Source organism: Streptomyces capparidis (genome assembly GCF_054782095.1).
The window spans coordinates 118,586-145,486 of sequence record NZ_BAAGTD010000019.1; the positions used below are offsets into that span (position 1 = coordinate 118,586).

Here is a 26,901-nt window from a genome sequence, read left to right on the forward strand (position 1 = left end):
GGGGCCGTTCACGGCGAGGTCAGCGCCCGACGGCCAGGGCCACGCTCAGCATCCGGGCGAAGACCTCCACCATCGTCACGTCGTCCTTGGTGAGGTCGCCGGGCTCGGGGCAGTCCACGGCGAGGATGCCGTAGCTGGTGCTCCCCGCCTTGACCGGCGAGCTGATGAAGGTGCGGTACCTGGGGGCGCCCTGGGGCCGCAGGCGCGGCCGGAGGCGGCCGATGTCCTCGACGAAGACGCTCCGGCCGGTGTCCAGTTGCTCCAGCATCCGCCTGCCGAGCGGCTCGGTCTCCCGGAACGGCGTGCTCGGCGGCACCGTGCCCCCGGCCCAGACCTGGTTCAGGCACCTCAGCTCCCGCTGCCCCGGCGTGGTGTCCGACAGCTCCAGGAAGCAGGCGCGGGTGCGGTCCGTCCCCAGCAGGTTCGCCGCCAGCGAGACGATGGCCAGCTTCACCTGCTGCTGCAACCGGGTGCGCTCCAGGCCGCGCGCGGAGACGATCTGCTGGAGGTTGAGCGTCAGGGGCACGAGGGCGTCCTCGAACGCGCGGCGCTGCCTCGCGGTCGCCGCCTCCGCCGCCTCGGCCGCGGTGCCCACCCGGCGGTTGGCCAGCCACACGGTCAGCAGCGTGGCCGCGGCGCCCACCGAGGTAGTGGTCCAGAAGGCCCAGGTCGGCATGCCTAAGCCGACGATCATCTGCGCCAGGTACGGCGTGACCGCCAGTCCGCCGGCGGCGACGACACTCTTCCCCATCGCGGCCCCCCGCACTCTCCACGCTGGTGTAGCGGATTGTACACGGAGGGTAGCCCATCCGGGGGACGTCCGGTTGAACCGGGAGCGGGCCGGGCAAACAGGCCGTAAGCTGGAAACGGCGATCGAAGACTCAGGCCCCTTGTCCCGCATGGCGGTTGGGAGGCGGGTGGGGCGTCGCTCGAGCGATGGAGTCCATCATGCCGTCCGACGAGGAGCATGACGATCTCGACGATGTGGGGGGACCGATGTCGGCTGACTGGAGCGGGATCGCCTTGGAGGGCGACCCGCGCATGGGCGAGTTCCAGCGCGACCCGGCGGGCTACATGGAGGTGCGGGCCAAGACCATGCGGTCGGGCCACTTCCACGAGGAGGAAGCCCGCCTCCTGCGCCAGAAGAACGACCACCTGAAGTCCGTCCTCATGAGCCTCCTCCGCCTCCGCTTCCGCACCTGACCCATCGGCCTTCGCCCGGACAGCGGGGACCGGTCACGGCGGCCCCTGCCACCCGGAGGGCAGGTCGTACCGCGCCAGGTCGAAGCGTGCGAGCACGAACTTCCCGCCGCCGGCCGAGCGCGCCCACCACAGTTGGTCGGCGAGGGCGTCCACGATCGCCAGGCCGCGCCCGGAGACCGCGAACTCCTCGCCGTCCCCCGCCGACCGCCGGGGCAGGCACGGGTCGTCATCGGCGACCTCCAGGACCAAGGCCCACCAGCCCCGCAACCGCAACGACAGCGACACCAGCCGATCCTGCGCCGTCCCGTGCCGTGCGCACGACGCGTGCCGCACCGCGTTGATCACCAACTCGTCGGCGCACAGCACCGCGTCGTCCAGCACCGGGTACAGCCTCCAGTCCGCCAGCGCGGCCGTCACCAGCAGACGCGCGTTGTGCGGGGTCTGCTGGGAGGCGGCCGAGAAGCGGCCCTGCCGACTCCGTACGTTCGACGCGCAGGCGTCGGGCGAGGACGCCGACCCATGACCGACGTGGCCCGTGCCCAGAGCCGTTGCCGCCGCGCCGCCGGCGGAGCCGTGGGTGATCAAGTCCCGTACCTGCATGGCAATCAGCCTCCACCGCCCCGCGGGCGGTTTGCACCGCGTTGCCGGGACGAGAAGCACATTCGGCTGCGAGGATGAGAAACGTCCTGAACGTCCCCGAGACGCCCGGGGGAGCCCTTGAACGAATCGCTCAGGCGGGCCATGGCCGATGCGAGGATGACGGAGCGGGAGTTGGCCGAGGCGTGCGGTGTGGACGCCAAGACCGTGGGCAGATGGCTGACGGACGCCGGTCGTGTCCCGCACCCGCGGCACCGATGGGCCGCGAGTGACGCCCTGGGAGTTGACGAATCCGTGCTCTGGCCAGACACCGCCCGAACAGCGATCAAGACCGGGCCCGACCGCGAGGTCGTGTCGATCTTCCCCTACCGTTCCGCAGCCCCCACGTCCCTGTGGCGGAACCTGATCACCAAGGCCACCGAGGAGTTGACCTTCGCGGGGTACACCAACTACTTCCTGTGGCTGGAGCAGGCGAACTTCGGCGCGGCACTCCGCCGCAAGGCGCAGCAGGGTTGCTCCGTTCGCTTCCTGGTCGGCGAGCCCGACAGCGAGGTCACCAGGGCACGGGAGCGGGAGGAGAACGTCCCGCTCACGCTCTCCGTCCGCATCAGCGTGACCCTCACGGAGCTGGCGAAGCTCAAGCAGGTTGAGGGCATCGAGGCGCGCCACTCGACGGGCCACGCCCACCTGTCCGTGTTCCGGTTCGACGACGACATGATCGTCACTCCGCTGCTGACCCACCGCGTGGGCCACGACGCTCCGATGCTGCACCTGCGCCGCCACCAGGACGACGGACTGTTCGACCGCTTCGCCCATCACACGGAGGAGCTGTGGCGCCATGGGCGCTGTGTCTGGGGGGACGACCATGGCCAGGCGTGACTACGAGGACGACCCCGACGCCCCGGCCCCCAACAGTCTGGTGCCCGCAGCTTCGGCCGTGGTGGTGGACGGCGAGGGGCGGATCCTGCTGCACCGCCGCAGGGACAACGGCATGTGGGCGCTGCCCGGCGGCGCGATGGAGCTGGGGGAGTCGCTGGCGGACTGCGCGATCCGGGAGACCCGCGAGGAGACCGGCCTGACCGTGGAGATCACCGGAATCGTGGGCACCTACACCAACCCCCGCCACGTATTCGCCTACGACGACGGCGAGGTCAGGCAGGAGTTCTCCGTCTGCCTCCTGGCCCGCCCCGTGGGGGGCACCCTGACCGCGTCCGACGAGTCCCACGAGGTCCGCTGGTTCCGCCCGGAGGAAGTCGATGCCCTCCCCATGGTCAGCGGCATCCGCAAGCGGGTGAACGACTGGCGCGACGGCACCATGCCCGCCGTGCGGTAGCGAGCGGCTCCCGTGCGCTCAGGTCGTCCCGCTCTCCTGCGACCCGGACGTCGACGACCGACGATCCGGGGTTCCCCGCGACGGACAGTGTCAACGGGGACGCGCCCCGACAGCGGGTAGTCGCACCAGCCGTCGGGGCGATCCGCGTCCGTGCTCGGCAGAGCGGTCTCGATGGCCTGCCGGTCCCAGTCGTCGGAGTCGTAGCCGGTGAAGAACGCCACCGATTCGCACAAGGCTCGAAGGTTCTCCTCCCGGACCCGATCGATCCCGGTCTCGGACTCGGCCATGACGCAGAGCGTAGCCACCGTGACCGCGGATGCCACGGGAAACACTCACTCCCCGGCGCGCGCGATCCCCACCGGACAGGTGACCCCCGTCCCAACGAGGGTGTAGCTATGTGACCCATGAGAGCGTACGAGCAGCGATCTACTGCCGGATCAGCCAGGACCGTGCGGGAGCCGGGCTCGGCATCGCCCGCCAGGAGGAGGACTGCCGGGCACTGTGCGCCCGTAAGGGCTGGGATGTCGTCGCCGTGTACCCGGACAACGACGTCAGCGCCTACTCGGGAGCCCCGCGCCCGAAGTGGCAGGAGTTGTTGGAGGACATCAGGAACGGCACCGTCAACGCAGTGGTGTGCTGGCACGTGGACCGGCTCACCCGCTCTCCCCGCGAGCTGGAAGACGTGATCGATCTGGCCGACCGGCACGGCCTTGAGCTGGCCACCGTGTGCGGGGAGATCGACCTTGCCACGCCGACCGGCCGCATGATCGCGCGCATGCTCGGCGCCGCCGCTCGTCACGAGGCGGAGCACAAAGCCGAGCGCCAGCAGCGCCAGCGGCGCCAGGCAGCCGAGGCGGGCAAGGTTGCGGGCGGCGGTGCGCGACCGTTCGGTTACGAGGACGACCGCTTGACTGTCCGCGAGAGCGAAGCAGAGATAGTCAGGGAAGGCGCGCGCCGGGTGCTGGCCGGGGAGAGTCTGGCGAGTATCTGCCGGGACTGGCAGGAACGGAAGATCGTCACCACGGCAGGGATCCCGTGGAAGCCGAGCGGACTGCGCCGCATGCTGGCATCCGCCAGGATCAGCGGGCGCCGGGAGCACACTCCCCGCAATACGTGGGAGCACACCCGCCCGCTGCTGGGAGAGATCACGGGCGACGCCGTGTGGCCGGGGATCATCAGTCACGAGGAGTCCGACCGCCTCCGTGCCATTCTGAGCGACGCGGGCCGGAACAAACGGCCGAAGGGCACCGGCCGCAAATATCTGCTCTCGGGGATTCTGCGATGCGGCAAGCCGATCGGTCACGAGAAGGTGTGCGGTTGGGGCATGGTCGGACGCCCCCGTGCGGGAGTGCCGCGCTACGTCTGCCCCAACGTGCCCGGCACCGACGCGTGCGGCGGCACGGCGACGAATGCCGCGAGGACGGACGACCACATACGCGACATGGTGCTGACTGCCTTCGAGTCGCCCGCGTTCATGCAGCGTCTCCGCCAACCGGACCCGGGTGACGAAGGTGACGATCTTTTCAGCCTCATCCGCGCTGACGAGGAGGAGTTGGAAGCGCTCGCCGACGACTTCGGTCAGCAGCGCATCACTCGCAAGGAATGGATGATCGCCCGCGCGCCGGTACAGGACCGACTGGAACGCAACCGCGCGAAGTTGGCGAAGGTATCGCGGAAGTCCGTCCTGCTGGGATTCGTCGGCAGCTATGAGGACATGCTGGGCCGCTGGGAGCAGCTCAACGACTCCCAGCGGCGAGCGGTGATCACCTCGGCGGTCCGGTCGGTGCGGGTCGCCCCGTCCAACCCGCGCAAGAAGTGGGATCCGGATCGGTTCATCTTTGAGTGGATTGCCTGACCCCTGCCGAAGCGCAGCGACGGTCAGAGGGTTTGATCAACGAGAAGACGCGGGCAGCGCGTTCGATCACGGCAAGGTCTTCGATCACGGGGGGAAGACCTTGCCGTGCGCGTGAGGCAGCGACTCGGCGCCGCAGTTCGTCAGGGGCCAACAGCGTCTCCGCAGCGACTCACGGTCTTGGCCGCTTCGCGGTTTCTGCCGCGGTCCTCGGCTATGTCGGCGGCGATGAGGGAGGCGCCGGGGGTGTGGCCGGAGCCGACGTAGCGCCAAGCCGCGTCAACGACCACATCGGCGCGGGGGAGCAGTCCGGCATCGTGGCGTCGAAACTCAAGCCGTTGTGCGCGGAGCACGCCATAGGTTGTCGAGTAGTTGCGGGATTTGCTCAAGCAGTGGCCGCGGTAGCCGAGTGTGTGTGCCCAGGGTCGCAGCCGTAGGTGTCCCAGCTCTGGCAGCGCGCCGAGTCGCCAACAGGTCGCTATGAGCGTGCGTATGTGGTTGTTGACCGGGAGGAGAGGAATTTCGTCGGAGTGGTGGATGCGGCGGTCAGTACCGCCCGCATCGCCCACGCTCTTGGTGGTGTATTTGGCGATGTAGGCCGCTACCGCGTCGTCGGTGAGTGGCTGGCCGGAATCCAGGGAGCGTAGGGGGCGGACGTCGAGTTGAGAGCCCCACCGCAGGACCAGCTCACCGAGCGCCGCCGTCCAAGGGACGGTGACCCGCACCCCCGAGGCTGCGAGCCGTACCGCGTCCGTCACAGCCCTAGCCGTTGCCCAGGAAGGTGGGTCGGTGTGGGGTCCCTCGGGGCCGTCGAGGCGCACGACGGCATGGAAGTGGACCGCCCCACGCCGTTGGTACTCGGCGACCTTGGCGAAGGCGAGCCGCGCTTGTGCCGACAGGGCGGCCTGTGTGAGTCCGAGTTCGGCCGCCAGGCGTCGCCGCACGTTTCGGGTGAAGCGGTCCCATAGTTCCCGGGTGTGGGCGTGCCACAGGACGTGGTGGGGATAGTCGTAGCAGGCCGGGCACAAGGGCTGGCCGACGAGGGGGTCTGTGTCGGTGTGGGTGCGTCCGCAGCCGACCGGGCGCCCGTGCTCGCACAGCCCGCCAGCGCGCCGGGGAAGGCAGCGTTGCCCGACGGGGGTGGCTCGGTGCACCGGGCCGAAGGATGGAGCGGTGAGCGTGATGAACAGGGCGGGGTGGCGCCGGACGGTGGCGGGGACGCCCTTGCCGCCGCTCAGGCCAGCGCGGACGAGGTGGTAGGTGTCGCCTTGATGCTCGTAGGAGCAGGAGGGGCAGCGGGAGGCGCGGCGGTTGCGGCAGCGGACGGGCAGGCGTCCGCCAGGTTCGTCATCAGTGGTGTAGCGGTGGAGGACTTCGCCCGTTGCCGCGTCCACGGTGGTGGTGTGTCCGGCGAGGTAGACGGGGTGGGCGCACCCACCAGTGCCGCGGATCAGCTCCAGCCAGCGCGTGAACCCGGGTTCGTTGGCCAGGCGGATCAGGTCGCGGTCGGTCTCGGAGAGGCCGCGCAGGCGCTCCTCCCGGGCGAGGTAGGAGCGCCGCGCGGTCGGGTCGATGAACGGGTTCTTGTCGGCTCCGCGCGGGGCGGTGGTCATGGGGTGGGGACCTCCCGGGGTCGGCGGCGACGAGGGCCGCGGGGTGGATGGGGGCGGGGCGTGGGGTCATGGCGATCACTCCTTTCCGGTTGGTCCGGGTCAGGGTGTGGGGTCAGCGGACGGTCCCGGTGCCACGGCAGCAGCGGCAGCGCACGAGCCGACCGGAGGGGCTCCGGCGGGAACGCTCGCCCTTGCAGACGGGGCAGCGCACACGACGCATGGGCACGGCGAGGCGCCTCCTTTCTGGCGGGGGTGGGTTAGCTGGGCAGGCCGCTGGCCATCCACTCGACCGTCTTGAGCACGGCCCAGCCGATCGGGGACATCGCGACGTTGAAGCCGAAGAGGCCGATCACAATCGCCTGCCAGGCGCGCACGTCGCGGGAGCGGACGAGCATCACGGTCACCAGGCCGAGCACGAAGACCAGCGGGAAGGAGGTGGTCACTCCTTCGCCTCCTCTCGCAGCGCGGGCAAGTCGGGGGTGAGGTGAGCGCAGTCGCGGGCGGTCCGCTTGGCGCGGTCGGTGGTGGTGAGGGTCGAGCGGGCCCGTGTCCAGGCGCCGTGTTCATCGGTGGTGACGGCGACGCCCTGTTCGTCGGCGGTGATCGCTTGGGCAACGGTGATCGCGTCCGGGGACAGGTCGCCGAGTGCCATCTCCGCCGTGCCGGGATCGTTCACCCGGTGGCAGACCCGCCCGGCGAGCTGGGCCCGCAGCGCCGTGACTCCGGGGCCCAGTTCGGAGCCGACCCGTTGCCCGGCCACCACCAGGTGGACGCCCAATGCCGCGCCGAGCTGGGCAAGACGCACCAAGGCCGTGGAGCAGCGAGCGGACAGGGCCTTGTCCTCCCGGGAACCGTCCGAGAGGTACAGCTCCGCCAATTCGTCCACGACGACCACCACCGGCACCGGCCGGGAGATCTCCGGCATCTCCCAGATGGACCGCACCCCGGCCGCCCGGCAGACGGCCATGCGGCGTTCGACCTCCACCACCAGGCGCTCCAGGAGCTCAGCCGCCTCTTGGCGGTTGCAGGCCAGGGCCGACAAGCGGGGTTCGAACAGGGACAGCTCCATGCCGCCCTTGCAGTCGATGCCGACCAATGCCACCCGTTGCGGCGCGAGTTGGCACACCAGGGAGGAGAGCAGGGTGGACTTGCCGGACCGTGTGGCACCGATGATCAGCCAGTGCGGCACCCGCAAGAGGTCGATGATCCACGCGGATCCGTTCTCCAGTGCGCCGACCAGGGCGGACAGCAGCCCTACCGGCTTGTTCGGCACCCGGGGATCGGCGAGGGGGTCCGTGGCGGTGGCGGTGATCAGGACCCGGCCGCGGGCGGGGGTGGTGACGCGCACCGAGTGCACCCGCCAGGCGTGGGTGAGCGCGTCCGCCGCCGCCAGATACGCCGCCGGGGTCTGGCCGGGGTGGAGTGTCACCCGCACCGCGAGACCGCCGGGGAGTGGCCGGGGCACGCCGATGCGGGGAGGCTCCGGCCGCAGCGGGTCGCCCTTGACGACCAGATTGCCCAGCAGGGCACGAGACGGGATGCGTGCGACCGCCAGGTCGCACAGCACCGCCACGCGCCGCCAGGAGAACCAGACCCGAAGGGCCGTGGCCGGGTAGCCGAGCAGGTACCAGTGCCACTTGGGGCTGTAGCGCCGCAGCGCGGGGGAGGCACAGGCCGCCCCCAGCACCGCGAACGACAGCACGTACAGGATCACGGACCAGCTCACCGGTCCTCACCTCCCTTCCCCGCCGCGGCAGCGGCAGCAGGAGGTGAGACGGGGGTGATCGAGGCGGCCCGGAACGAGATGCCGCTCCGGTCGCCCATGGACCACGAGAACGCCTCAAGTCCGTTCAGGTGGACCCGGGTGCCCTCGGCGACTCCCTTGGGTTGGCCGCTGACGGAGACTTCGATCACCGAGGCGCCGCGGCGGCCAGGCTGCCGTACGGCGACGCCGACGACGTAGACCGTGGCCCCGTCCCGGTCGGTCCTCACCTCTCCGGTTTCCTGGTTCGTCTTGGGTTCCGGCGGCACCACGCACATGCAGGTGCCGAGCCGGGCGATGTCCACAGGTATGGACTGCATCAGGGGTTACAGCTCCTTCTCTCGACTGAGCACGCCACCAGTTGGCTGACGTCACTCGTGCTGACGAGTGTTGAGTGTGGAGCATCTTGCCCCCAAGGCGCAAACACATATGCTTACGAGTGACGAGCTGTTATCACACGACAGGCCCGAGACGGGCCCGGAGGGGGCAGACATGGCACTGCGACGGGGAGAAGCGCTCTACAAGCAGCTCGCAGCAGAGATCCGCAAGGGCATGGTCAGCGGGGAGTACCCCGCCGGTTCACTGCTGCCGTCGGAGACTGCCCTCATCGAGCGTTACGGCGTGTCCCGCCCGACTGTCCGCAACGCCATCGCCGCCCTGCGCGCCCAAGGGCTGATCGAGGTGGTGCACGGCAAGGGCAGCTACGTCCGGGGCGTCCCGGCGGGCCCCAAGGCCACCTTGAACCGGGATGTCATCCAGGCCAGCACCCAGCAGCACGACACCCCCGCCGACGCATGGTGGCGGCCGGGCGAGGAAGTCACGGTTCACCGGGGCGAGGCGGACCAGGCCACCGCAGCACTGCTCGGCATTGAGGAGGGGGAGGCGGTGTTCACCGTCGAGTGCGCCGCCACCGACCCCGAGACGGGCGTCAAGGTCATGTACCGCCGGGTGCTGCCGTTCGCCGTGGCCGACGGCACCGCACTGGCCGAGGCACCCGACGCCGAGCCCGGCAGGGCGTACAGCGCCCTCGCCGCCGCCCACGGCTCCCTGTCATGGCGCGACACGATCAGCGCCCGCATGCCCCTGCCTGACGAGGCCGCCGCGCTCGACACGCCCGAGGCCACCCCGGTCCTGCACGCCACCCGGATCACCCAGACCGCCGACGGCCGCCCGCTGATCCTTGAAGAGACACGGACCAGCGCCGCCGCAGCCGCCCTCACCTACTCCGTCACGGCCAAAGCCCCCGCGGAGCAGTCCCGCGCGACGGCCGCCGGTTGAGCTGTCGCGATCTTCTTTACTTCCTCAAGGGCGGCGCTGCGCGCCGCCGGGCGGCCCTCCCGCCGCCGCGCCGGGCATGCGGCCTGGCGGCCGGTCCCGGCGCGCGCCCCGGGCCGCCCGGCCTGTCCCGCTCGCTCTTCCCGCCCTGGAGGAAGGGCCACCGACCTCCCTGGCCGAGCACATTCCTTGAGGCTGCGTCCGCCCCAAGATCAACTTCCAGGCCGGCCTGGAGCAAGATCAATTAGCGGTTCGCCGAAGAGGCCAAGCAGCCGCAGCCGCGGAAGGCCGAGGCGGACACGTCGTGCGGCTTAGGTCGCCTGCCGCTGCCGTCCTGCGGGTCCGTGGCTTGGCACGCAACAAGCGGCCAGCAGTCCATCAGGGCACCGGTCGGGCTGTCGTGCTGCGGCTGGGTGGGTGGCCGGGCGGGGCTGGGGGCACGCCCCGATGGCCACCCCAAGGGGTAGCGGAGAACCCCCGGGCCGCCAACCCCGAGCCGATGGTCCCTGCGGGAGGGTTGGCGGCCCGGAGAACCCCCGCTAGCACTGCGTGCTGTCCATCGGGGCGCACCCCCAGCCGGGCCGTGGTGTGGCTGGGCGCCGCCTGCTCCCGGCCGCCGGTCCCAGCGCGAGCACCAGGACCAACACCTCACCGCGAGCCCTCGGCCCCGGAGTCAGGCGCCCGCCCAGTTCGCGCCAGGACCAGCGCCGACAGCTTCCGCGCCCCTTCCAGCGAACACCGCACCTTCACTCTGCCCCGACCGTCGGCGTCGGTCAGGGCAGCCGCCCGCACCTCGCCCAGCAGCCCGGCCGAGTCCATTGCGGCGTTGACCTCCCGCGCCACCTCCTGCGCGTCCCGCCACCCGGCCAGGTAGTCCACGCCTTCGGCCCATGACCACTCGTCAGGATCCAGGCCGTCCACCTCCGGCTCCCAGCGGTCCCGCCCCTCCAACACCCTGCTGCCCTCCGTAGTTTGATCAGCCGCACGACGAGCGCCCCGGTACCATCGGCACCGGGGTCCGCCGCGTGGAGGGCCCTGCCGGACCACCCCGGAAGCTGTCCAGGCGCAGGGGTGGTCCGGTTGCGTTATGGGGTTGTTGATCAAAGGGCCGCTACGGCTCCCGGCCGGTGTGGTTGGGGGTGATACGGCCGGGAGCCGCAGCCACGGCGGAAGGTGGGCGTCAGCACCTACCGCCGCAGCCCGCCGTGCGACGAGGCCGGGCCAGAGCGCTTCGACACCCCGGCACACCGCCGCACAGCGGGAGACTCACCTCCCGCCCCACACCCAGCGCGCAGTGCGCACCCACCGACGCAGCAGACACCTCGCCCTGCCACGACACCCCGGCGAGCGAGAGCCGTTCCCCAGTGCCGACGCGTCCGGCTCCTTGCACCCAGGTGGCGCCTTGAGCACACCCACACCCATCTCCCTTGCTCGCTTGGCCACCGGCATGGAGGGCTCCCGGCCGGGGGGACATCCAGGCCCGGCCGGGAGCCCCGGGCGACGACACGCGGCTCACCTCCACTCGCCACCCACCCACCGCACCGGCACACCCCGATACCCCGGGGCCGAAACACGCACCGATACGACGGGCCCAGGCAGCCGCCGGGCTCCCACAACCCGCTCCAAACGCGACTGCCAGCTTCCACAGCACGTTGACTGCGGTCCCGGCCAGGCACCCGGGTACCCCACCCGGCCGGGACCGCAGCCCCTCGACGACCAGCCGCCCAGGAGAACGGCCAGCCGCCGTACCACCCCGCCACGCTGCACGCGGACCGCGCCTTCCGACCGGCACGGGGGCAAGGCCCGGCCCGCATGGGGAGGCATGACGGGAGGATCATGAAGCGAAGGGCCGCAACACGGCACCTGCGCCCGTGTGCCCTACGGCGGACCGCGCCACCCGGCGGGCAGGCTGTACCGCGCCAGGTCGAACCGCGCCAGCACGAACTTCCCGCCGACCGACGAGCGCGCCCACCACAGTTGGTCGGCGAGCCCGTCCACGATCGCCAGACCCCGCCCGGACACCGCCAGCTCCGCACCGTCCCCCACCGACCGCCGGGGCAGGCACGGGTCGTCGTCGGCCACCTCCAGGACCAAGGCCCACCAGCCCCGCAGCCGCAACGACAGCGACACCAGCCGATCCGGCGCCGCCCCGTGCCGAACGCACGAGGCATGCCGCACCGCGTTGATCACCAACTCGTTGGCACACATCACCGCGTCGTCCAGCACCGGGTACAACCCCCAGTCCGCCAGCGCAGCCGTCACCAGCAAACGCGCGTTGTGCGGGGTGCGCTCCGAGTCGGCGGGGAAACGACCGCTCCGACATATGACGTTGGAGAACCAATCACCCGGTCTCGCGCGGCCGTTCGTCACGGCCGTCGGCCCCGGGCCTTGCGTCAAGCAGATCATGAGTGGTCACCCCATGAGGGTCTGCGCTTCAGGACGCCGTTCAGGATTCCCGTGCCGTAAGTCCCTTTGAAGGCCACTGAAAGGACTCTGAGAGGACTTCTAAGGGACTTAATTCCTCCCTCTGTCGGATAGGGGTCCTCAAGAAGACCGGAACGGGCTACCTTCGAACCCAGTCGTTCAGTTGCGGCGGAGGTAGGAAGATGCCCAGGCCGGTCGGCAATGCGAAGTTCAAGGCAGCTCGGCAGGCGGCCGGGTTCTCCTCGCAAGAGGACTTCGCCAAGGCGATGTCCGCAGCCGCACCACAGGTGGGCTTGCGCAACCTCGAAGTGAGTGTTCGGCAGGTACGCCGTTGGGAATCCGCCGACCCCCCGTGGCCGCAGCCGCACCACCAGCGCGTCTTGGTGCACCTGCTGGGGCAGCCGATCGAGGAGCTGGGGTTCACCCCGCCGTGGGAGGAACAGGAGTCGGGGAGCCAGCGGGAGACTGCCGCACGCCGCTCTTCCGTGTCCGGCAGTGCCACGGCGATAGGCCGAGCCGCCCCACCCATCCCGACCGCCAGGCAGGCCACCCAGCCAGCAACCGCAGGCGCGGACTTCGCGGCGATAACCACCGCCCATCGCCGCCTGTACTGGTCTGTCCAGTCCACCCAGCTCTACCCGGCCGTCATCGAGCACGCCAAGCTGGGCACAGCGCTACTGGCCGAGACCACGGGTTCCAGCCGCACCGTTCTCGCCGCCGCCCTCGCCGAGTCTTACCTACTTGCCGGGCGGATCGACTTCTTCGACCAGCAGCAACCCGACTCGGCGAGTGAGGCGTTCGTCCGCGCCCTCCAGGCCGCCGGAGAAGCCGACGACGCCCTGTTGGGGGCCGCGATCCTGGCCCACACCGCCTTCATCCCCGGATGGGCCGGACGCAAGGACGACGTGGCGGAACGCATGTCCGCCGCCCGCTCCTACGCCCGCCGAGGTGCCGCCCCCGCCCTCATGTGGGCATGGCTGGACGCAGTGGAGGCCGAGTGCCAGACGCGCTGTGGCGACACCCGGACCGCACTGCGCCTGATCGCGAACGCGGAGGCAAGGCTCGCCGAAGGGGCGGAGGAGCACTGCCCACCGTGGATGGACTGGTTCACCCCCATTCGCCTTGCCGCGTTCAAGGGCAACACGCAGCTTGCGGCGGGCCACACCGCCCAGGCCCGGGACACGCTCCGGCAGGTCCTTGAGAATCTTCCCGCAGGCGACGGCAAGCAGCGGACCATCATCCTCGGCGACCTCGCCGCGGTGGAGGCCGCCGACGAGAAGCCGGAGGAATCCTGCCGGTGGGCCATGGAAGCCCTCGACCAGCTCTCCCGCACCTGGTACGCCACCGGCATGGACCGGATCCGCGACGTGCGGAAGAAGCTCCACCGCTGGCAGCACCTTCCGTGCGTCAGGGAGCTGGACGACCGCATGTACGGGTGGGGCGCGACCGTCAGCGCGCTTCAGCGTTGAACGCCGCGACCTTTTCCGGCAGCTCCGCCAGGCTGTCCAGGCGGATCGTCGTGAGGGCGTCCGCGTCGGGGTCCGCCTGCTGAATCGTGGCCCACGGACCCCGGCGGATCAGCGCCGTCTTCATGCCGACCTTGACCGCGGGCCGGATGTCGTTGTCCAGGCGGTCTCCCACGTACAGGATCTCCTCAGCCGGGCAGGGCGCCGCTTCGGCCACATGAGTAAAGAACGCCGGATCCGGCTTGGAGACCCCCCAGTCGTCCGAGGTGGCCAGGAAGTCGCAGGGCAGGTCCAGCGACCGCAGGATGCCCCCGGCGCGGACCGTCTGGTTCCCGGCGATCCCCACCCACAGTCCAGCGTCGCGGAGCGCACCGAGCGCTGGGCGGGCATCGGGGTACAGGTCGTCCTCACCGAACGTCTCAGGCTGCCCGGCGCGCGCCCGCTTCTCCCGCTCTTCGTACAGGTCGAAGCCGGGCCGGAACACCTGGAAGGTCTCGCGGTAGTCCCGACCCTGCGCGATCACCGCCCCGAACATCGCCGAGAACGTGTGCCGGGGAACCCCGAGCCAATCCGCCCACGTGCCGTACTCGCGGGACTCGTCAACCAGGCACTCACCTACGTCGAACACCACAGCACGGATCATGGCCAGCAGCCTAGGACACGTGCGGATGCGGTTCGGTTGGGGTCGAGTACCGGAGCCAGTCGGCCGTGACCGGTCGCCGCCAGGCCATGAGCGGTCCGGCGGCAACCGAAGCAGTACGGATGACGAGGCTGGGTAGGCCCTCCGACATTGATCCTGCTCTGTTCAGCCGTCCACAGACGCAATCCCCGTCTGGCAGGACCCGCCAGCCGAAGGGTCACTCAGCTTGACCCCCGTCCCGCCCAGGCCGCAGTAGCCGTTCGGGTTCTTGTCGAGGTACTGCTGGTGGTAGTCCTCGGCGGGGTGGAAGGGGGCCGCGGGGAGGATTTCCGTGGTGATGTCGCGGCGGTGGCCGGCGGCGGTGAGGGCCTGTTGGAAGGCAGTGCGGGAGGCTTCGGCGATGCGCTGCTGGTCGGGGGAGTGGGTGTACACGGCGGAGCGGTACTGGGTGCCGACGTCGTTGCCCTGGCGGTGGCCCTGGGTGGGGTCGTGGGCCTCCCAGAAGACCTTCAGCAGGGTCTCGTACGACACCTTCGCCGGGTCGAACACGACGCGGACCGCCTCGGTGTGGCCGGTCATGCCCGAGCACACCTCCTCGTAGGTGGGGTTGGGGGTGTGGCCGCCCTGGTAGCCGACCAGCGTGGTCCACACGCCCGGCGTCCGCCAGAACACGCGCTCGGCGCCCCAGAAGCAGCCCAGGCCGAAGTCGGCGGTCTCCAGGCCCTCGGGGTAAGGGCCGAGCAGCGGCGTGCCCAGCACGGTGTGGAGCTCGGGGACGGGGAAGGGGCGGGTGGGGCGGCCGGGGAGGGCCTCCTCCGCGGTGGGCAGGTGGGTCTTGAAGCGGTTGAAGAGCATCGCGCGGGCTCCGTGATCTCGCGTCGGGTGGGCAGCGGTCCGGCAGGGCACTCCCATCATCCGTGCAACGCTCGACCCCGGGTCGATAGTCCCGCGGCGGCGCGCGCTCGCCCGTTACCCTCGGCGGCATGACCCACGAGGACCTCAGCAGCTACTCCTTCGAGACGCTGGCCATCCACGCCGGCAACCGGGCCGACCCGCTCACCGGAGCCGTCGTGCCGCCGATCTACCAGGTGTCCACCTACAAGCAGGACGGCGTCGGCGGTCTGCGCGGCGGCTACGAGTACAGCCGCAGCGCCAACCCCACCCGCACCGCACTGGAGGAGAACCTCGCCGCGGTGGAGGGCGGGCGGCGGGGCCTGGCCTTCGCGTCCGGCCTCGCCGCGGAGGACTGCCTGCTGCGCACGGTGTGCTCCCCCGGCGACCACGTGGTGATCCCCAACGACGCCTACGGCGGAACGTTCCGGCTGTTCGCGAAGGTGCTGGAGCGGTGGGGCGTGCGCTGGAGCGTCGCGGACACCTCCGACCCGGCGGCGGTGCGGGCGGCCGTGACGGAGGGGACCCGGCTGATCTGGGTGGAGACGCCGTCGAACCCGCTGCTCGGCATCACCGACATCGCGGCCCTCGCCGAGGTGGCCCGGGAGGCCGGGGTGCGCCTGGTGGTGGACAACACCTTCGCCAGCCCCTACCTCCAGCAGCCCCTGGCGCTGGGCGCGGACGTGGTGGTGCACTCCACGACGAAGTACATGGGCGGCCACTCCGACGTGGTGGGCGGCGGCCTGGTGACCTCCGACACCGAACTCGCGGAGCAACTGGCGTACCACCAGAACGCCATGGGCGCGGTGGCCGGGCCGTTCGACGCGTGGCTGGTGCTGCGCGGCATCAAGACGCTCGGGGTGCGGATGGACCGGCACTGCGCGAACGCCGCGAAGGTCGCCGAGTTCCTCGCCGGGCACCCGCGGGTGGAGCGGGTGTACTACCCGGGGCTGCCGGAGCACCCGGGCCACGAGGTGGCGGCCAAGCAGATGCGCGGCTTCGGCGGCATGGTGTCGTTCCGGGTGGCCGGCGGCGAGCAGGAGGCGGTGGCGGTGTGCGACCGCGCCAGGCTGTTCACGCTGGGCGAGTCCCTGGGCGGGGTGGAGTCCCTGATCGAGCACCCGGGCCGGATGACGCACGCGTCGGTGGCCGGGTCCGCGCTCGAGGTCCCCGCGGACCTGGTGCGGCTGTCGGTGGGCATCGAGGCGGTGGACGACCTGATCGCCGACCTGGCCCAGGCGATCGGCTGACGCGGGGCGGACCGCTCAGGGCGGTGGTGGCGGCGCCGCCGGCGGGCCGGACGGCACCGCCCCCGGCCAGCCGGCGACGGCCAGCGCGATCAGGGCCGCGGCCAGCGCCACCGCGGCGAGGGCCAGCAGGGTGCCGGTGGCGAGCCGCCGCTGCCGCAGTCGCCGGGCCCGTACCACCGCCCGCGCGGCCAGGTCGGGCGGCAGCGGCGGGTGGGGACCGGCGAGGACGTGCCGCACCCCCTCGTCCCTGAGGTCGGCGGACGCCGCGGCCGGCGAGCCGTCCGCGGTGCGCCCGCTCACCGCTCCCCTCCGGTGGCCGCGGACAGCCGGGGCGCGCCGCGCACCACGGCGCAGGCGCGGGCGCACACCACGGCCACCCGGTCCGGGGCGAGCCCGAGCAGCGCGGCGACCTGCGCCTCGGCCATGCCCTCGGACATCCGCAGCACCAGCACCAGGCGCTCCAGCGGGCTCAGCGCCGACAGCCGTCCGCCCGCGGGGTCGCGGTGCCACGGCCTGGCGGCGGCCCTGCGGTGGTAGGCGGTGACCAGCTCCTCCAGGGTGTAGGCGTAGGGGTCCTCGCCGCGCAGCCGGGGCCAGCGCAGATAGGCGCGGGCCAGCGCCTCGCACAGCAGGCGCTCGCCCGCCTCGGCGTCGTCGCAGCTCAGCAGAGTGGCAAGGTGCAGCAGCCGCCCCGCGGCACCGCCGACGAAAGCGGCGAACTCCTGGGCGCGGCGGCGCTCGGCCGCCTGACGTGCCCCGTGCACCGTGCCCGCCCGTCTCCCCGCCCGCCACCCCAGTGGCGGGCCGGGTCCGGCTCGGCCGGCCGTTCCCGGGGGTGGCCGTGGACATGCGGCCTGAGCTGGGGCTCAGGGGCCCGGGGCGAGGCCGTGGACAAACCCCTGCGTTCATGGGAAGCCCTGGCATCGCGGCTGGTCAAGAGGGCCTCCGGCGGGGCGGGGCCGGCGCCGGGGGTTACTGGGCGGCCGGGCGCGGCCGCTCGGAGCCGGTGTGGTGGCGGGAGAGCGCGGAGTTGAAGCGGCCGAGCAGGACGCAGAACGCCTCCCGCTCCTCCTCCGTCCAGTCCTCGGTGACCAGGGCCATCAGCGCCCGGCGGGACTCGCGGACCTCCTCCAGGCGCTCGCGGCCCCGCGCGGACAGCGCGAGCACCACCGCGCGTCCGTCCTCGGGGTGGGAGTCCCGGTTGACCAGGCCGGACTCGACCAGCGGCGCCACCTGGCGGGTGACGGTGGAGGAGTCGATGCCCATGCCCTCGGCGAGCGCCTTGACCCCCATGGGGCCCTCGACGTCGAGGCGGTTGAGGAGCAGGTAGGCCGCGCGGTCCATGGAGTTGCGCGCCTTGCCGACGCCGCCGAGGCGGGTCTGCTCCGCGCGGCGCGCGAACAGTGCCACCTCGTGCTGGAGGCGGTCGTAGAGGGTGGGTGTGCCGGCGGCGGCCGCCGCGCCCCGGGTGACCGTTTCTGGAGAAGGCATGGCCCAGTTGCTCGCGTTCTGTTCGGTCCTGTCGGCAGTCGTGTGAGAAGGGTACGCGGCCGAGGTTGCGGCGGGGCCCGAAGCGGGAGATTGCGCCCGCCCGGCAACCCGCCCACCGCCCGTCCCACCGCCCCGGCGCCCGCGGTGCGCCAAGTCGCCCGGCCCCTTCCTGGGGTTGGTCCGGGTCCCGCCCCGAGCGGCACCCCCGGGCGGCGCCCGCGCCGGGGCGGGCCCGGCCTCGCGGCTCCCCGCGGCTCCCCCGCGGCTCCCCGCGGGGCCGGGTGGCCGGTGGGGCCGGGGGCGGGCCAGACTGGACGCATGAACGATTTCGCGGTCACCCTGGACGACGTCCGTGGCGCCCACAAGATGCTCCAGGGCGTGGCCCGGGTGACCGCCATGGAGGGCAGCCGCCACCTGTCCGCCCTGGTCGGCGCGCCCGTCCACTTCAAGTGCGAGAACCTCCAGCGCACCGGCTCGTTCAAGGTGCGCGGCGCCTATGTGCGCATCGCCGGGCTGCTGCCCGAGGAGCGGGCGGCGGGCGTGGTCGCGGCCAGCGCGGGCAACCACGCGCAGGGGGTGGCGCTCGCGGCGTCGCTGCTCGGGGTGCGCTCCACGGTGTTCATGCCGGCCGGGGCGCCGCTGCCGAAGGTGGCCGCCACCCGGGAGTACGGCGCGGAGGTGCGCACGCACGGGCAGGTCGTGGACGAGACCCTGCGGGCGGCCCGCGCCTACGCGGAGGACACGGGCGCGGTGTTCATCCACCCGTTCGACCACCCGGACGTCGTCGCGGGCCAGGGCACGGTGGGCCTGGAGATCCTGGAGCAGTGCCCGGAGGTGCGCACCATCGTCGTCGGGGTGGGCGGCGGCGGCCTGGTGGCCGGGATCGCGGTGGCGGTCAAGGCGCTGCGGCCGGATGTGCGAGTGGTCGGGGTGCAGGCGGAGGGCGCCGCCGCGTACCCGCCGTCGCTGGCCGCGGGGCACCCGGTGGCCCTGGAGCGGGTGGCCACGATGGCCGACGGCATCAAGGTGGCCCGCCCCGGTGACGTGCCGTTCAAAATCGCTGGCGCTCTGGTGGACGAAGTCCGTACCGTCTCCGAGGACGCGCTCTCCAGCGCTCTGCTGCTGTGCCTGGAGCGGGCCAAGCTCGTGGTGGAGCCCGCCGGGGCCTCTCCGGTGGCGGCGCTGCTGAGCGATCCGGAGGGGTTCGAGGGGCCGGTCGTGGCGGTGCTCTCCGGCGGGAACGTCGATCCGCTGCTGCTCCAGCGCGTGCTGCGGCACGGCATGGCGGCGGCGGGGCGCTACCTGTCGCTGCGGCTGCGCGTCCCGGACCGGCCGGGCGCCCTGGCGACGCTCCTGGTGGTGCTGTCGGGCGTGAACGCGAACGTGCTGGACGTGAGCCACGTGCGCACCGAGCCCCGGCTGAAGGTCACGGAGGCGGAGGTGGAGCTGCACTTGGAGACGGAGGGCCCGGACCACTGCGCCACCGTGGTGCGGGCGCTGCGCGAGGCGGGCTACACGGTGCTGTAGGGCCCCGCGCCGCGCGGGCCCGGCGTTGTCGGTGGGGTACGGCATGCTGTGCCGTGCCGGCCGCGCGCCCGTGCGCGGGTGGTCGCGCCTTCGGAGTTGACGCGATATATCGCCAGGTGCACTATCGTCTCTGCGTAGACGCGATGCATCGCGTTCCGGGAGGCGCCGGTCGCGGTCCTCCCGGTCCGGGGGAATCGTGGCGGTTGGGCGATCCGCGGAGGCGGTGTGCGCGTCACGGGCGTTGGTGTGCGCGGCCGCGCGCCGGTCGTGGCGGCGGGCGGTGGGCCGGGCCGGAGCCGGCCGGGCGTGCCGCGGGCCCGGGGACGGGGCGCGGCACGGAGCCCTTGGGAGCGCACACCTGCGACACACCACTCACCCACAACACCACAGCAACAACACCACAGCGGGAGTTGGACACATGCCGAGTGCCATATACGCCGAGGGTCTGGTCAAGACCTTCGGCGAGGTGAGGGCGCTGGACGGAGTGGACCTCGACGTGCCGGAGGGCAGCGTCCTCGGCCTGCTCGGCCCCAACGGGGCGGGGAAGACCACCACCGTCCGGGTGCTCACCACCCTGCTCAAACCGGACGCGGGCCGGGCCGTCGTGGCCGGCCGCGACGTGCTCACCGAGCCCAACGCGGTGCGCCGCAGCATCGGTCTTTCCGGCCAGTTCGCCGCGGTCGACGAGTACCTCACCGGCCGGGAGAACCTCCGCATGGTCGCCGAGCTCTACCAGATGAGCTCGCGGGACGCCCGGACCAGGGCCGCCGAGCTGCTGGAGCAGTTCGGCCTGACGGACGCCGGCGACCGCCCGGCCAAGACGTACTCCGGCGGCATGCGCCGCAGGCTGGACCTGGCCGCCGCGCTCGTGGTGCGGCCGCCGGTGATGTTCATGGACGAGCCGACCACCGGCCTGGACCCCCGCAACCGCATGCTGCTGTGGGAGGTCATCGAGTCCCTGGTGGCGGGCGGCACCACGCTGCTGCTCACCACCCAGTACCTGGAGGAGGCCGACCGGCTCGCCCACGACATCGCGGTCGTGGACCACGGCCGGGTCATCGCGCGCGGCACCGCCGACCAGCTCAAGGCGCAGACCGGCGGCGAGCGCGTCGAGGTGGTCGTCCACGACCCGGAGCTGATCGCCACCGCGACCGAGGTGCTGGGCGGCTTCAGCAAGGGCGGCGCCCCCTCGCTCGACCGGCACACCCGGCGGATCACCATCCCGGTGAGCGGCGGCGCCAAGCTGCTGGCCGAGGTGATCCGCGAGCTCGACTCCCGCGGCGTGGAGATCGACGACATCGGGCTGCGCCGGCCCACCCTGGACGACGTGTTCCTGGCGCTGACCGGCCACGCGGCCGAGACCGGCGAGGGCGAGGGCGCCGCGGGCGGCGCGCAGGACGGCCGGAAGAAGAAGACGGAGGACGAGGCGTGATGGCGGCGACCACGACGACGGCGGAGCAGCGCAGCGGGGGGCACGGCGGGGGCGGTCTCGCGCAGTCCCTGCGCGACTCGCTCGTGGTGACCCGCCGCAACCTGATACGGATGTCCCGGATCCCCGAGATGGTGGTGTTCGGGCTCGTCCAGCCGGTGATGTTCGTGCTGCTGTTCGCCTACGTCTTCGGCGGGGCGATCGACGTGGCCGGGGCGCCGGACGGCGACAGGACCGCGTACCGCGAGTTCATGATGGCGGGCATCTTCGCCCAGACCGTCACCTTCGCCACGGCCGCCGCGGGCGCCGGCATCGCGGACGACATGCACAAGGGCCTGATCGACCGGTTCCGCTCGCTGCCGATGGCGCGCGGCGCGGTGCTGACCGGGCGCACCCTGGCCGACCTGGTGCAGAGCGCGCTGACCATGGTCGTGATGATCATCTGCGCGATCATCGTCGGCTGGCGGATCCACGACGGGCTGCCGAAGGCGCTCGCCGCGCTCGGGCTCATCCTGCTGCTCGGCTACGCGTTCTCCTGGATCGGCGCGCTCATCGGCCTGTCGGTGCGCACGCCGGAGGCGGCCACGTCCGGCGGCCTGATCTGGCTGTTCCCGCTGACGTTCCTGTCGAACGCGTTCGTGCCCACGGACAACATGCCGACCGTGGTGCGGCACATCGCCGAGTGGAACCCGTTCAGCGCCACCGTGCAGGCGGCGCGGGAGCTGTTCGGCAACCCGGTCTCCCCGTCGGACGCCTGGCCGATGGAGCACCCGGTGATCGCCTCGCTGGCGTACTCGCTGCTGATCGTCGCGGTCTTCCGCACCCTCGCGGTGCGCAAGTACCGGTCGGTGGCGTGAACGCCGCTGGGCGCCGCCGGGAGACCCCGGCGGCGCCCAGCGGGTCAGCGCTCAGCCCCGGTAGGGCTTGATCTCCAGGACCTTCACCGAGGCGCGGTTGCCGTTCGGCAGCTCGTATTCGGCGTCGTCGCCGACCTTCTTGCCGTTCACGGCGGAGCCCAGCGGGGACTGCGGGGAGTAGATCTCCATGTCGGAGCTGACGTACTCGCGCGAGCCGAGCAGGAAGGTGACCGTGTCGTCCGGGTCGCCGTCGAAGGCGATGGTGACCACGGTGCCGGGCGCCACCACGCCGGTGTCGGCCGGCGCCTCGCCCACCTTCGCGTGCTCGAGAAGCTGCGTGAGCTGCCGGATGCGGGCCTCCTGCTTGCCCTGCTCCTCCTTGGCCGCGTGGTAACCCGCGTTCTCCTTGAGGTCGCCCTCCTGCCGGGCCTCCTCGATCTTCGTGGCGATCGCAATGCGGCCAGGCCCCGACAGGTGTTCCAGCTCCGCCTTGAGCTGGTCGTACGCCTCCTGGGTGAGCCAGGTGACGTTGTCGCTGGTCTGGGTCACAGGTGCTCCTCGGATGATGTCACTGATGGGGCTGCGCTGATAAAGGAACGCCCTCCCCAGAAGACTGCGCCTCCAGGGGCGGGCGAAACCACGAGCCTAACAATTCCCTCTCCCGGACGGGAGCGGTTCAACCCTCGCGCCCGCTGTGCCGGGCTTCCGGGGAAGTCAACGATCGGCGAGTTGGCAGCGGACCAGTTCCGCGGTGGTGGCCCGGGCCGTCGTCTCCAGTTCGACGACGGTGCTCACGGTGCCGCCGCGCTCGGAGATCCGCACGTCGCGCACGCCGACCTCGGCGCCGTTCTCGCTGCGGGAGCGGATCGTGCACAGGCCGTCGGCGTCCTTCGGCTTGTGGACCTCCAGGCGCACCTCGACGGTGTCCTCGGAGACCACCCGGAAGCCGACCAGGGTGCCGGAGACGTCCTGCTCGTCCAGGTAGGACCAGCCGAGCCAGCCGATCAGTCCGACGAAGGCCACGGCGAGCACCGCGCCCACCAGGCGCAGCCGCCGCGCGGAGGACTCGGCGGTGCGTCGCCCGTAACGCCCCGGGGGAGGGCCGCCGCGCGTCGCACTCATGATCTTTCCCTTCCGCGATCGAGGAAGCGGGGACTAAATACGCCTCCCGTTCGGTCACTATAGAAGGCGTTGTCACACGTCTTCGGCCCAGGCCGGTCCTGGCCGCGGGACACCTATCCTTAAGGATCTTGCGTTGACAGAGCAGTTGCGACTGATGGCGGTGCACGCGCATCCCGACGACGAGTCCAGCAAGGGCGCGGCGGCGATGGCGAAGTACGTCGCCGAGGGCGTGGACGTGCTCGTGGCCACCTGTACGGGCGGCGAGCGGGGCTCCATCCTCAACCCCAAGCTCCAGGGGGACAGCTACATCGAGGAGCACATCCACGAGGTGCGGGCCAGGGAGATGGAGGAGGCCCGCCAGATCCTCGGCGTCAAGCAGTCCTGGCTCGGCTTCGTCGACTCGGGCCTGCCCGAGGGCGACCCGCTGCCCCCGCTGCCCGAGGGCTGCTTCGCGCTCCAGGACGTGGACGAGGCGGCCGGAGCCCTCGTCCGGCTGATCCGTGAGTTCCGCCCGCACGTGATCACCACGTACGACGAGAACGGCGGCTACCCGCACCCCGACCACATCATGACCCACAAGATCTCGGTGGTGGCGTTCGAGGCGGCGGGGGACCCCGAACGGTACCCCGGCACCGGCGAGCCGTGGCAGCCGCTGAAGCTGTACTACAACCAGGGCTTCAACCGGGAGCGCACGGAGGCCCTGCACAAGGCGGTGCTGGCCCGCGGCCTGGAGTCGCCGTACGGCGAGTGGCTCAAGCGCTGGGACGAGAGCGACTTCCCCGAGCGCACGCTGACCACCCGGGTGCCGTGCGGGGAGTACTTCTCCGTCCGGGACAAGGCGCTGATCGCGCACGCCACCCAGATCGACCCGGACGGGCCGTGGTTCCGGGTGCCGCTGGACATCCAGCAGGAGGCGTGGCCGACGGAGGACTTCGAGCTGGCCAAGTCGCTGGTCGACACCACGCTGCCGGAGGACGACCTGTTCGCGGGCGTCCGCTGAGGGTGCCGCGGGACCGCGGTGCCCACCCGGTCGCCCCGCCGCCGGGCGGCGGGGCGACACTGGAGGGGTGAACGGAACTGTGCAAGCCTCGATGGCAGACCTGGTGGTCCTCGCCGAGCCCCTGGACAAGAACAAGGTGACGCCGGGTGTCCTCGGCTTCCTGGTGTTCGCCGCCATCGGGGTGGCGGTGTGGCTGCTGATGAAGAACATGAACAAGCAGTTCAGCAAGATCGACTTCGAGGAGCAGCCGGAGAGCGGCGGGGCCGCCCCCGCCGCGGGCGCGGCCCGGGGCACCGGCGGCGAGGGCGCCCCGGGGCGGCGCGGGCGGCAGGCCGGGGACGGCGGTCCGGGCTCGGCCTAGGGCCGGTCCGGCGGCAGACCCGGCGGGCCCGTGCCCGCCCGCGGTGGTCCGGGGTGCGGGCCGGCGCCCCTCACCGGGTCGGCTCCTCCGCCCGGGGCAGCGGGACGCCCAGCACGTCGCGGGCGCGGCGCGGCGGGGTGAGGCCGCGGCGCCACACCGGCCAGGGGGTGTCCGGCGCCGGGTCCAGCCAGGGCTCGTCCAGCCAGCGGGCGGCGTGCTGCCGCGCCTGGGGGTGGGCCGCGGGGTCGGCGGCCACCCGCGCCACGGTCTCCCGGGCCAGGCGCGGCCCGTCGTCGGAGGTCAGCGGCAGCAGGGTGCCGTGCAGGAACGCCGCCCACGAGGCGCCGTGCGCGTCGCCCAGCCCGTCGAAGAGCACGCGCGCCTCCGCCAGCACCTCCTCCGCCCGCGCCACCCGCCCGCACCCGGCGTCCACCACGGCCAGCTCCACGCACGACCACGCCTCGCCGTGCGGCAGCCCCACCGTGCGGAAGTCCTGCCGGGCCTCGTGCAGCAACTGCCGGGCGAACCCGGTGTTGCGCAGCGAGCCCGTCCGCTTCGCCAGCCGGTCGCGAGTCACCCGTCCGAAGTGGTGCCGCGCGCACGCCTGCCCGTAGCGGTCACCCATGGTGCTGAACATGTGGCGGGCCCGGCTCAGCGCGTCCTCGGCCCGGTCCAGCCGCCCGGTGTCCTCCAGCGCCTGCCCCAGGTAGTACAGCGTCCACGCCTCGCCCCGCGCGTCCTCCTGCTCCCGGTGGTGGGTCCTGGCCCGGTCCAGGTCCGCGACGGCGTCCTCGGCGGCGCCGCGCAGCAGTCGCGCCCGGCCGAGCTGGGTCAGCGCCCACGCCCCGCCCCGCCCGTCCCCGGTCATGCGGTGCAGCTCCTGGCTCAGCCACAACTGCTCCTCCGCCGCGTCCACCTCGCCGAGCCGCAGGTGCACCTGGCCGAGCTGGAGGCACGTCCACGCCTGCCCGTGCGGGCTCAGCGCCGCCTCGTGCAGCCGCAGCGCCTGGAGCAGCAGCTCCCACGCCTCGGCGAGCCGGCCCCGGTCGCGCAGCACCGCGCCGAGCGCGTGCAGGGTCCAGGCCCGGTCGCCGCCCCGCTCGTCGGGCCGCTGGAGCTCCAGGGCCTCCCGCAGCCGCTCCTCCGCCTCCGGCAGGTTCCCCCGGTGGTGCAGCGTGATGCCCAGGCTGCACAGGGCGCGGGCGGCGCCCGCCTCGTCCCTGCCCTCCCGGTGCACGCCGACCAGGGAGCTGAGCGTGGAGCTGGCCCGGTCCAGTTGGCCGAGCTGCCGGGCCGCGATGCCGGTGCGCAGCTTCACCGCGCGCACCACCGGCTCGCCGAGCCCCTGCGCGAGGTCGGCGATCTCCCCGAGCCGGTACAGGTCGCCGCGCAGCAGGCAGTAGTCGCACAGCGCCTCGACCAGTTGCCGCACCGCCGACGGGTCCACGTCCTCGGCCCGCCGCAGCGCCGCGGTGACGAACCCGCTCTCCTCGTCCAGCCAGGCCAGCGCCTCCCGCGCGGCCTCCTCGCCGCGCCGCTGGAGCACCGCCCGCACCGAGCGCGCCGGGCGCGCGGCACCGGGGCGCTCCGGCGCCGAGCGGGCCGCGGAGCCGCCCTCCACCTGGCGGATCATCCGCTGCGCCAGCTCGGCGTAGTCCGTGATCAGCCGCTCCTGCGCCGCGGCGCGCTCCGCCGCCGGGTCCTCCGCGGCCAGGTTGGCCGCGGCGAAGGGGCGCAGCAGGTCGTGCACCCGGTACCGGCCGCCGGAGACCGGCTCCACCAGGTGGGCGCGGGCCAGCGCCGCCAGGCCGGCCTGCCCGGCCCGGCGCGCCTGCGCCGCGGTGCCGCCGCCCCCGGCGGGGCCGAGCAGCGCCGCGGCGGCCTCGGGACCGACGCTGCCGCGGCCCACCAGCGCCAGCCGCCGGAACAGCCGGCGGCCGTCCTCGTCCAGGGCCCGGTAGGCGTGCTCCACCACGGTCGGCGGCTCCGGCGGGCCGGGCCGCGCCTCGCCGGAGGGCGCGCGCCCCGCCGCGGCGGCGGCCAGGCACACCGCGAGCGGCAGGCCCCGGGCCGCCCGCAGCAGCTCCTCCTCGGGCGGGGAGCCGGGCGGCCGGCCCGCGACGGCGGTGAACAGCGCCGCCGACTCCGCCTCGGGGAGCGGCTCGACGGCGATGTGGTGCGTGGTGGCCGCGCCGCCGAGGTCGAGCGGTGCGCCGCTGGTGACCAGCACCAGGCTCGGCGACCCCTCGGGCAGCAGCGCGCGGACCTGGGCGGCGTCGGCGGCGTCGTCGAGCACCAGCAGCGCGGGCACGTCCCGCAGTCGCTCGGTGTACCGCTGCCGCAGGTGCCTGAGCTGGGTGCCGCGGGCGGCCTGGTCGCGGAAGAGCAGGTCCTGCTGGGCGGCGCCGAGCTGGTTGAGCAGGCGGAGCAGGGCGTCGCGGGCGGACAGCGGGGCGTCGGCGTCCGGCCCGTCGTCCCCGACGGCGCGGCCGCGCAGGTTCACCAGGCACCAGCCGAGGTACCGCTCCCGCAGCAGCTCCACCGCGCGCATGGCCAGCGCGGTCCTGCCCACGCCAGGCGGCCCGTGCAGCACCACCACCCACGGGCCGCGCCCGCCCGCGGGGCCGCTCGTGGACCAGCGCTCGATGCGGGCCAGGTCGTCCTCGCGGCCCAGGAGCGGGCCCTGGAGCACCGGCGCCCGCTCGAAGGAGCGCGCGGGCTCGGTCCCGGCCCGGTGCACCGGCAGGCCGGGCCGCCGCCCGGGCCGGCGGGGCGGCGGCGGGCCGGGAGGGGGGGCGGGGGCGGGCC

At 72.7% G+C, this 26,901-nt stretch carries 28 protein-coding genes; 12 read left to right on the plus strand and 16 right to left on the minus strand.

The features are described from left to right. Positions 1-19 precede the first annotated feature (19 nt). Positions 20-751, minus strand: a complete 732-nt coding sequence (locus ACYVO2_RS17525) for a GAF domain-containing protein (RefSeq protein ID WP_461008769.1) — start codon at positions 749-751, stop codon at positions 20-22. 185 nt (positions 752-936) lie between these two features. Between ACYVO2_RS17525 and ACYVO2_RS17530 the strand changes: the two genes are divergently transcribed. After that, on the plus strand, positions 937-1,203 hold the full coding sequence (locus tag ACYVO2_RS17530; protein ID WP_461008770.1) for a hypothetical protein: 267 nt from the start codon (positions 937-939) through the stop codon (positions 1,201-1,203). A 33-nt stretch (positions 1,204-1,236) separates the two neighbouring features. On the opposite strand, the gene ACYVO2_RS17535 is transcribed toward ACYVO2_RS17530, so the two are convergent. Further along, complete coding sequence (locus ACYVO2_RS17535; RefSeq protein WP_461008771.1) at positions 1,237-1,803, minus strand: ATP-binding protein; 567 nt, start codon at positions 1,801-1,803, stop codon at positions 1,237-1,239. Positions 1,804-2,094: 291 nt separating this feature from the next. On the opposite strand from ACYVO2_RS17535, the gene ACYVO2_RS17540 reads away from it, so the two are divergent. The 3 genes from ACYVO2_RS17540 to ACYVO2_RS17550 all read left to right on the plus strand — a co-directional run bounded on the left by ACYVO2_RS17540 (position 2,095) and on the right by ACYVO2_RS17550 (position 4,988). Then, entirely contained in the window at positions 2,095-2,679 is a 585-nt protein-coding gene (locus ACYVO2_RS17540; protein WP_461008772.1) for a DUF5919 domain-containing protein, read from the plus strand. Next, on the plus strand, positions 2,666-3,133 hold the full coding sequence (locus ACYVO2_RS17545; RefSeq protein ID WP_461008773.1) for an NUDIX hydrolase: 468 nt from the start codon (positions 2,666-2,668) through the stop codon (positions 3,131-3,133). Before ACYVO2_RS17540 ends, ACYVO2_RS17545 begins: the two co-directional genes overlap by 14 nt. 397 nt (positions 3,134-3,530) lie before the next feature. After that, positions 3,531-4,988: a recombinase family protein gene (locus ACYVO2_RS17550; protein WP_461008774.1), complete on the plus strand. Its 1,458-nt coding sequence runs from the start codon at positions 3,531-3,533 to the stop codon at positions 4,986-4,988. A 140-nt stretch (positions 4,989-5,128) separates the two neighbouring features. Here ACYVO2_RS17550 and ACYVO2_RS17555 read toward each other — a convergent pair whose 3' ends face one another. The 4 genes from ACYVO2_RS17555 to ACYVO2_RS17570 form a co-directional block, all read right to left on the minus strand. After that, positions 5,129-6,514, minus strand: coding sequence for a replication initiator (locus ACYVO2_RS17555; RefSeq protein ID WP_461008805.1), 1,386 nt, complete (start codon positions 6,512-6,514; stop codon positions 5,129-5,131). A gap of 341 nt (positions 6,515-6,855) precedes the next feature. Then, complete coding sequence (locus ACYVO2_RS17560) at positions 6,856-7,041, minus strand: hypothetical protein (RefSeq protein ID WP_461008775.1); 186 nt, start codon at positions 7,039-7,041, stop codon at positions 6,856-6,858. After that, entirely contained in the window at positions 7,038-8,324 is a 1,287-nt protein-coding gene (locus tag ACYVO2_RS17565; protein ID WP_461008776.1) for an FtsK/SpoIIIE domain-containing protein, read from the minus strand. Before ACYVO2_RS17565 ends, ACYVO2_RS17560 begins: the two co-directional genes overlap by 4 nt. Continuing rightward, complete coding sequence (locus ACYVO2_RS17570) at positions 8,321-8,680, minus strand: SCO3933 family regulatory protein (protein WP_461008777.1); 360 nt, start codon at positions 8,678-8,680, stop codon at positions 8,321-8,323. The genes ACYVO2_RS17565 and ACYVO2_RS17570 overlap by 4 nt, the downstream gene beginning before the upstream one ends. A gap of 172 nt (positions 8,681-8,852) precedes the next feature. Between ACYVO2_RS17570 and ACYVO2_RS17575 the strand changes: the two genes are divergently transcribed. Continuing rightward, positions 8,853-9,638, plus strand: coding sequence for a GntR family transcriptional regulator (locus ACYVO2_RS17575; RefSeq protein WP_461008778.1), 786 nt, complete (start codon positions 8,853-8,855; stop codon positions 9,636-9,638). Between the two features lie 645 nt (positions 9,639-10,283). Here the strand turns inward: ACYVO2_RS17575 and ACYVO2_RS17580 are convergent. After that, the gene (locus ACYVO2_RS17580) at positions 10,284-10,589 is read right to left on the minus strand and encodes a hypothetical protein (protein WP_461008779.1); all 306 of its coding nucleotides are present in this window, start codon (positions 10,587-10,589) and stop codon (positions 10,284-10,286) included. Positions 10,590-11,513: 924 nt separating this feature from the next. Further along, complete coding sequence (locus tag ACYVO2_RS17585; protein ID WP_461008780.1) at positions 11,514-12,041, minus strand: ATP-binding protein; 528 nt, start codon at positions 12,039-12,041, stop codon at positions 11,514-11,516. A 200-nt stretch (positions 12,042-12,241) separates the two neighbouring features. Between ACYVO2_RS17585 and ACYVO2_RS17590 the strand changes: the two genes are divergently transcribed. After that, positions 12,242-13,528, plus strand: a complete 1,287-nt coding sequence (locus ACYVO2_RS17590) for a transcriptional regulator (RefSeq protein ID WP_461008781.1) — start codon at positions 12,242-12,244, stop codon at positions 13,526-13,528. Here ACYVO2_RS17590 and ACYVO2_RS17595 read toward each other — a convergent pair. Continuing rightward, positions 13,509-14,168: an HAD family hydrolase gene (locus tag ACYVO2_RS17595; protein ID WP_461008782.1), complete on the minus strand. Its 660-nt coding sequence runs from the start codon at positions 14,166-14,168 to the stop codon at positions 13,509-13,511. The genes ACYVO2_RS17590 and ACYVO2_RS17595 overlap by 20 nt on opposite strands. Before the next feature lie 162 nt (positions 14,169-14,330). After that, entirely contained in the window at positions 14,331-15,020 is a 690-nt protein-coding gene (msrA, locus tag ACYVO2_RS17600) for a peptide-methionine (S)-S-oxide reductase MsrA (protein WP_461008783.1), read from the minus strand. A gap of 128 nt (positions 15,021-15,148) precedes the next feature. On the opposite strand from msrA, the gene ACYVO2_RS17605 reads away from it, so the two are divergent. Next, the gene (locus ACYVO2_RS17605) at positions 15,149-16,306 is read left to right on the plus strand and encodes a cystathionine gamma-synthase (RefSeq protein ID WP_461008784.1); all 1,158 of its coding nucleotides are present in this window, start codon (positions 15,149-15,151) and stop codon (positions 16,304-16,306) included. A 15-nt stretch (positions 16,307-16,321) separates the two neighbouring features. Here ACYVO2_RS17605 and ACYVO2_RS17610 read toward each other — a convergent pair whose 3' ends face one another. From ACYVO2_RS17610 to ACYVO2_RS17620, 3 genes are all read right to left on the minus strand, one after another. Further along, positions 16,322-16,606 (minus strand): hypothetical protein, encoded by a 285-nt coding sequence (locus ACYVO2_RS17610; RefSeq protein ID WP_461008785.1) that lies wholly within the window; start codon positions 16,604-16,606, stop codon positions 16,322-16,324. Beyond that, the gene (locus ACYVO2_RS17615) at positions 16,603-17,070 is read right to left on the minus strand and encodes a SigE family RNA polymerase sigma factor (protein WP_461008786.1); all 468 of its coding nucleotides are present in this window, start codon (positions 17,068-17,070) and stop codon (positions 16,603-16,605) included. The genes ACYVO2_RS17610 and ACYVO2_RS17615 overlap by 4 nt, the downstream gene beginning before the upstream one ends. Before the next feature lie 208 nt (positions 17,071-17,278). After that, positions 17,279-17,797, minus strand: a complete 519-nt coding sequence (locus ACYVO2_RS17620) for a MarR family winged helix-turn-helix transcriptional regulator (RefSeq protein WP_461008787.1) — start codon at positions 17,795-17,797, stop codon at positions 17,279-17,281. 318 nt (positions 17,798-18,115) lie between these two features. Between ACYVO2_RS17620 and ilvA the strand changes: the two genes are divergently transcribed. The 3 genes from ilvA to ACYVO2_RS17635 all read left to right on the plus strand — a co-directional run bounded on the left by ilvA (position 18,116) and on the right by ACYVO2_RS17635 (position 21,610). Then, positions 18,116-19,324: a threonine ammonia-lyase gene (ilvA, locus tag ACYVO2_RS17625; protein ID WP_461008788.1), complete on the plus strand. Its 1,209-nt coding sequence runs from the start codon at positions 18,116-18,118 to the stop codon at positions 19,322-19,324. A gap of 418 nt (positions 19,325-19,742) precedes the next feature. Beyond that, positions 19,743-20,756, plus strand: a complete 1,014-nt coding sequence (locus tag ACYVO2_RS17630) for an ATP-binding cassette domain-containing protein (RefSeq protein WP_461008789.1) — start codon at positions 19,743-19,745, stop codon at positions 20,754-20,756. Continuing rightward, complete coding sequence (locus ACYVO2_RS17635; protein WP_461008790.1) at positions 20,756-21,610, plus strand: ABC transporter permease; 855 nt, start codon at positions 20,756-20,758, stop codon at positions 21,608-21,610. Before ACYVO2_RS17630 ends, ACYVO2_RS17635 begins: the two co-directional genes overlap by 1 nt. A 51-nt stretch (positions 21,611-21,661) precedes the next feature. Here the strand turns inward: ACYVO2_RS17635 and greA are convergent, their stop codons facing one another. Further along, positions 21,662-22,159: a transcription elongation factor GreA gene (gene greA / locus ACYVO2_RS17640; protein ID WP_461008791.1), complete on the minus strand. Its 498-nt coding sequence runs from the start codon at positions 22,157-22,159 to the stop codon at positions 21,662-21,664. Positions 22,160-22,324: 165 nt separating this feature from the next. Then, on the minus strand, positions 22,325-22,732 hold the full coding sequence (locus tag ACYVO2_RS17645) for a DUF4307 domain-containing protein (RefSeq protein ID WP_461008792.1): 408 nt from the start codon (positions 22,730-22,732) through the stop codon (positions 22,325-22,327). 133 nt (positions 22,733-22,865) lie between these two features. Between ACYVO2_RS17645 and mca the strand changes: the two genes are divergently transcribed. Next, positions 22,866-23,732 carry a mycothiol conjugate amidase Mca gene (gene mca, locus ACYVO2_RS17650; protein ID WP_461008793.1) on the plus strand — a complete coding sequence of 289 codons (867 nt, stop codon included), beginning with the start codon at positions 22,866-22,868 and terminating at the stop codon, positions 23,730-23,732. 67 nt (positions 23,733-23,799) lie between these two features. Next, positions 23,800-24,093, plus strand: coding sequence for a hypothetical protein (locus tag ACYVO2_RS17655; protein ID WP_461008794.1), 294 nt, complete (start codon positions 23,800-23,802; stop codon positions 24,091-24,093). A 70-nt stretch (positions 24,094-24,163) separates the two neighbouring features. Here ACYVO2_RS17655 and ACYVO2_RS17660 read toward each other — a convergent pair. Continuing rightward, positions 24,164-26,901, minus strand: a 2,738-nt coding sequence (locus ACYVO2_RS17660; RefSeq protein WP_461008795.1) for a tetratricopeptide repeat protein, incomplete at its 5' end; no start/stop codon positions are given.

What these genes read in the sequence shown, in the direction of transcription:
- ACYVO2_RS17525 (WP_461008769.1), bottom strand. Translation starts at nt 751, where the DNA reads ATGGGGAAGAGTGTCGTCGCCGCCGGCGGACTGGCGGTCACGCCGTAC.
- ACYVO2_RS17530 (WP_461008770.1), top strand. Translation starts at nt 937, where the DNA reads ATGGAGTCCATCATGCCGTCCGACGAGGAGCATGACGATCTCGACGAT.
- ACYVO2_RS17535 (WP_461008771.1), bottom strand. Translation starts at nt 1,803, where the DNA reads ATGCAGGTACGGGACTTGATCACCCACGGCTCCGCCGGCGGCGCGGCG.
- ACYVO2_RS17545 (WP_461008773.1), top strand. Translation starts at nt 2,666, where the DNA reads ATGGCCAGGCGTGACTACGAGGACGACCCCGACGCCCCGGCCCCCAAC.
- ACYVO2_RS17570 (WP_461008777.1), bottom strand. Translation starts at nt 8,680, where the DNA reads ATGCAGTCCATACCTGTGGACATCGCCCGGCTCGGCACCTGCATGTGC.
- ACYVO2_RS17575 (WP_461008778.1), top strand. Translation starts at nt 8,853, where the DNA reads ATGGCACTGCGACGGGGAGAAGCGCTCTACAAGCAGCTCGCAGCAGAG.
- ACYVO2_RS17585 (WP_461008780.1), bottom strand. Translation starts at nt 12,041, where the DNA reads ATGATCTGCTTGACGCAAGGCCCGGGGCCGACGGCCGTGACGAACGGC.
- ACYVO2_RS17590 (WP_461008781.1), top strand. Translation starts at nt 12,242, where the DNA reads ATGCCCAGGCCGGTCGGCAATGCGAAGTTCAAGGCAGCTCGGCAGGCG.
- ACYVO2_RS17595 (WP_461008782.1), bottom strand. Translation starts at nt 14,168, where the DNA reads ATGATCCGTGCTGTGGTGTTCGACGTAGGTGAGTGCCTGGTTGACGAG.
- msrA (WP_461008783.1), bottom strand. Translation starts at nt 15,020, where the DNA reads ATGCTCTTCAACCGCTTCAAGACCCACCTGCCCACCGCGGAGGAGGCC.
- ACYVO2_RS17605 (WP_461008784.1), top strand. Translation starts at nt 15,149, where the DNA reads ATGACCCACGAGGACCTCAGCAGCTACTCCTTCGAGACGCTGGCCATC.
- ACYVO2_RS17620 (WP_461008787.1), bottom strand. Translation starts at nt 17,797, where the DNA reads ATGCCTTCTCCAGAAACGGTCACCCGGGGCGCGGCGGCCGCCGCCGGC.
- ilvA (WP_461008788.1), top strand. Translation starts at nt 18,116, where the DNA reads ATGAACGATTTCGCGGTCACCCTGGACGACGTCCGTGGCGCCCACAAG.
- ACYVO2_RS17630 (WP_461008789.1), top strand. Translation starts at nt 19,743, where the DNA reads ATGCCGAGTGCCATATACGCCGAGGGTCTGGTCAAGACCTTCGGCGAG.
- ACYVO2_RS17635 (WP_461008790.1), top strand. Translation starts at nt 20,756, where the DNA reads ATGGCGGCGACCACGACGACGGCGGAGCAGCGCAGCGGGGGGCACGGC.
- ACYVO2_RS17645 (WP_461008792.1), bottom strand. Translation starts at nt 22,732, where the DNA reads ATGAGTGCGACGCGCGGCGGCCCTCCCCCGGGGCGTTACGGGCGACGC.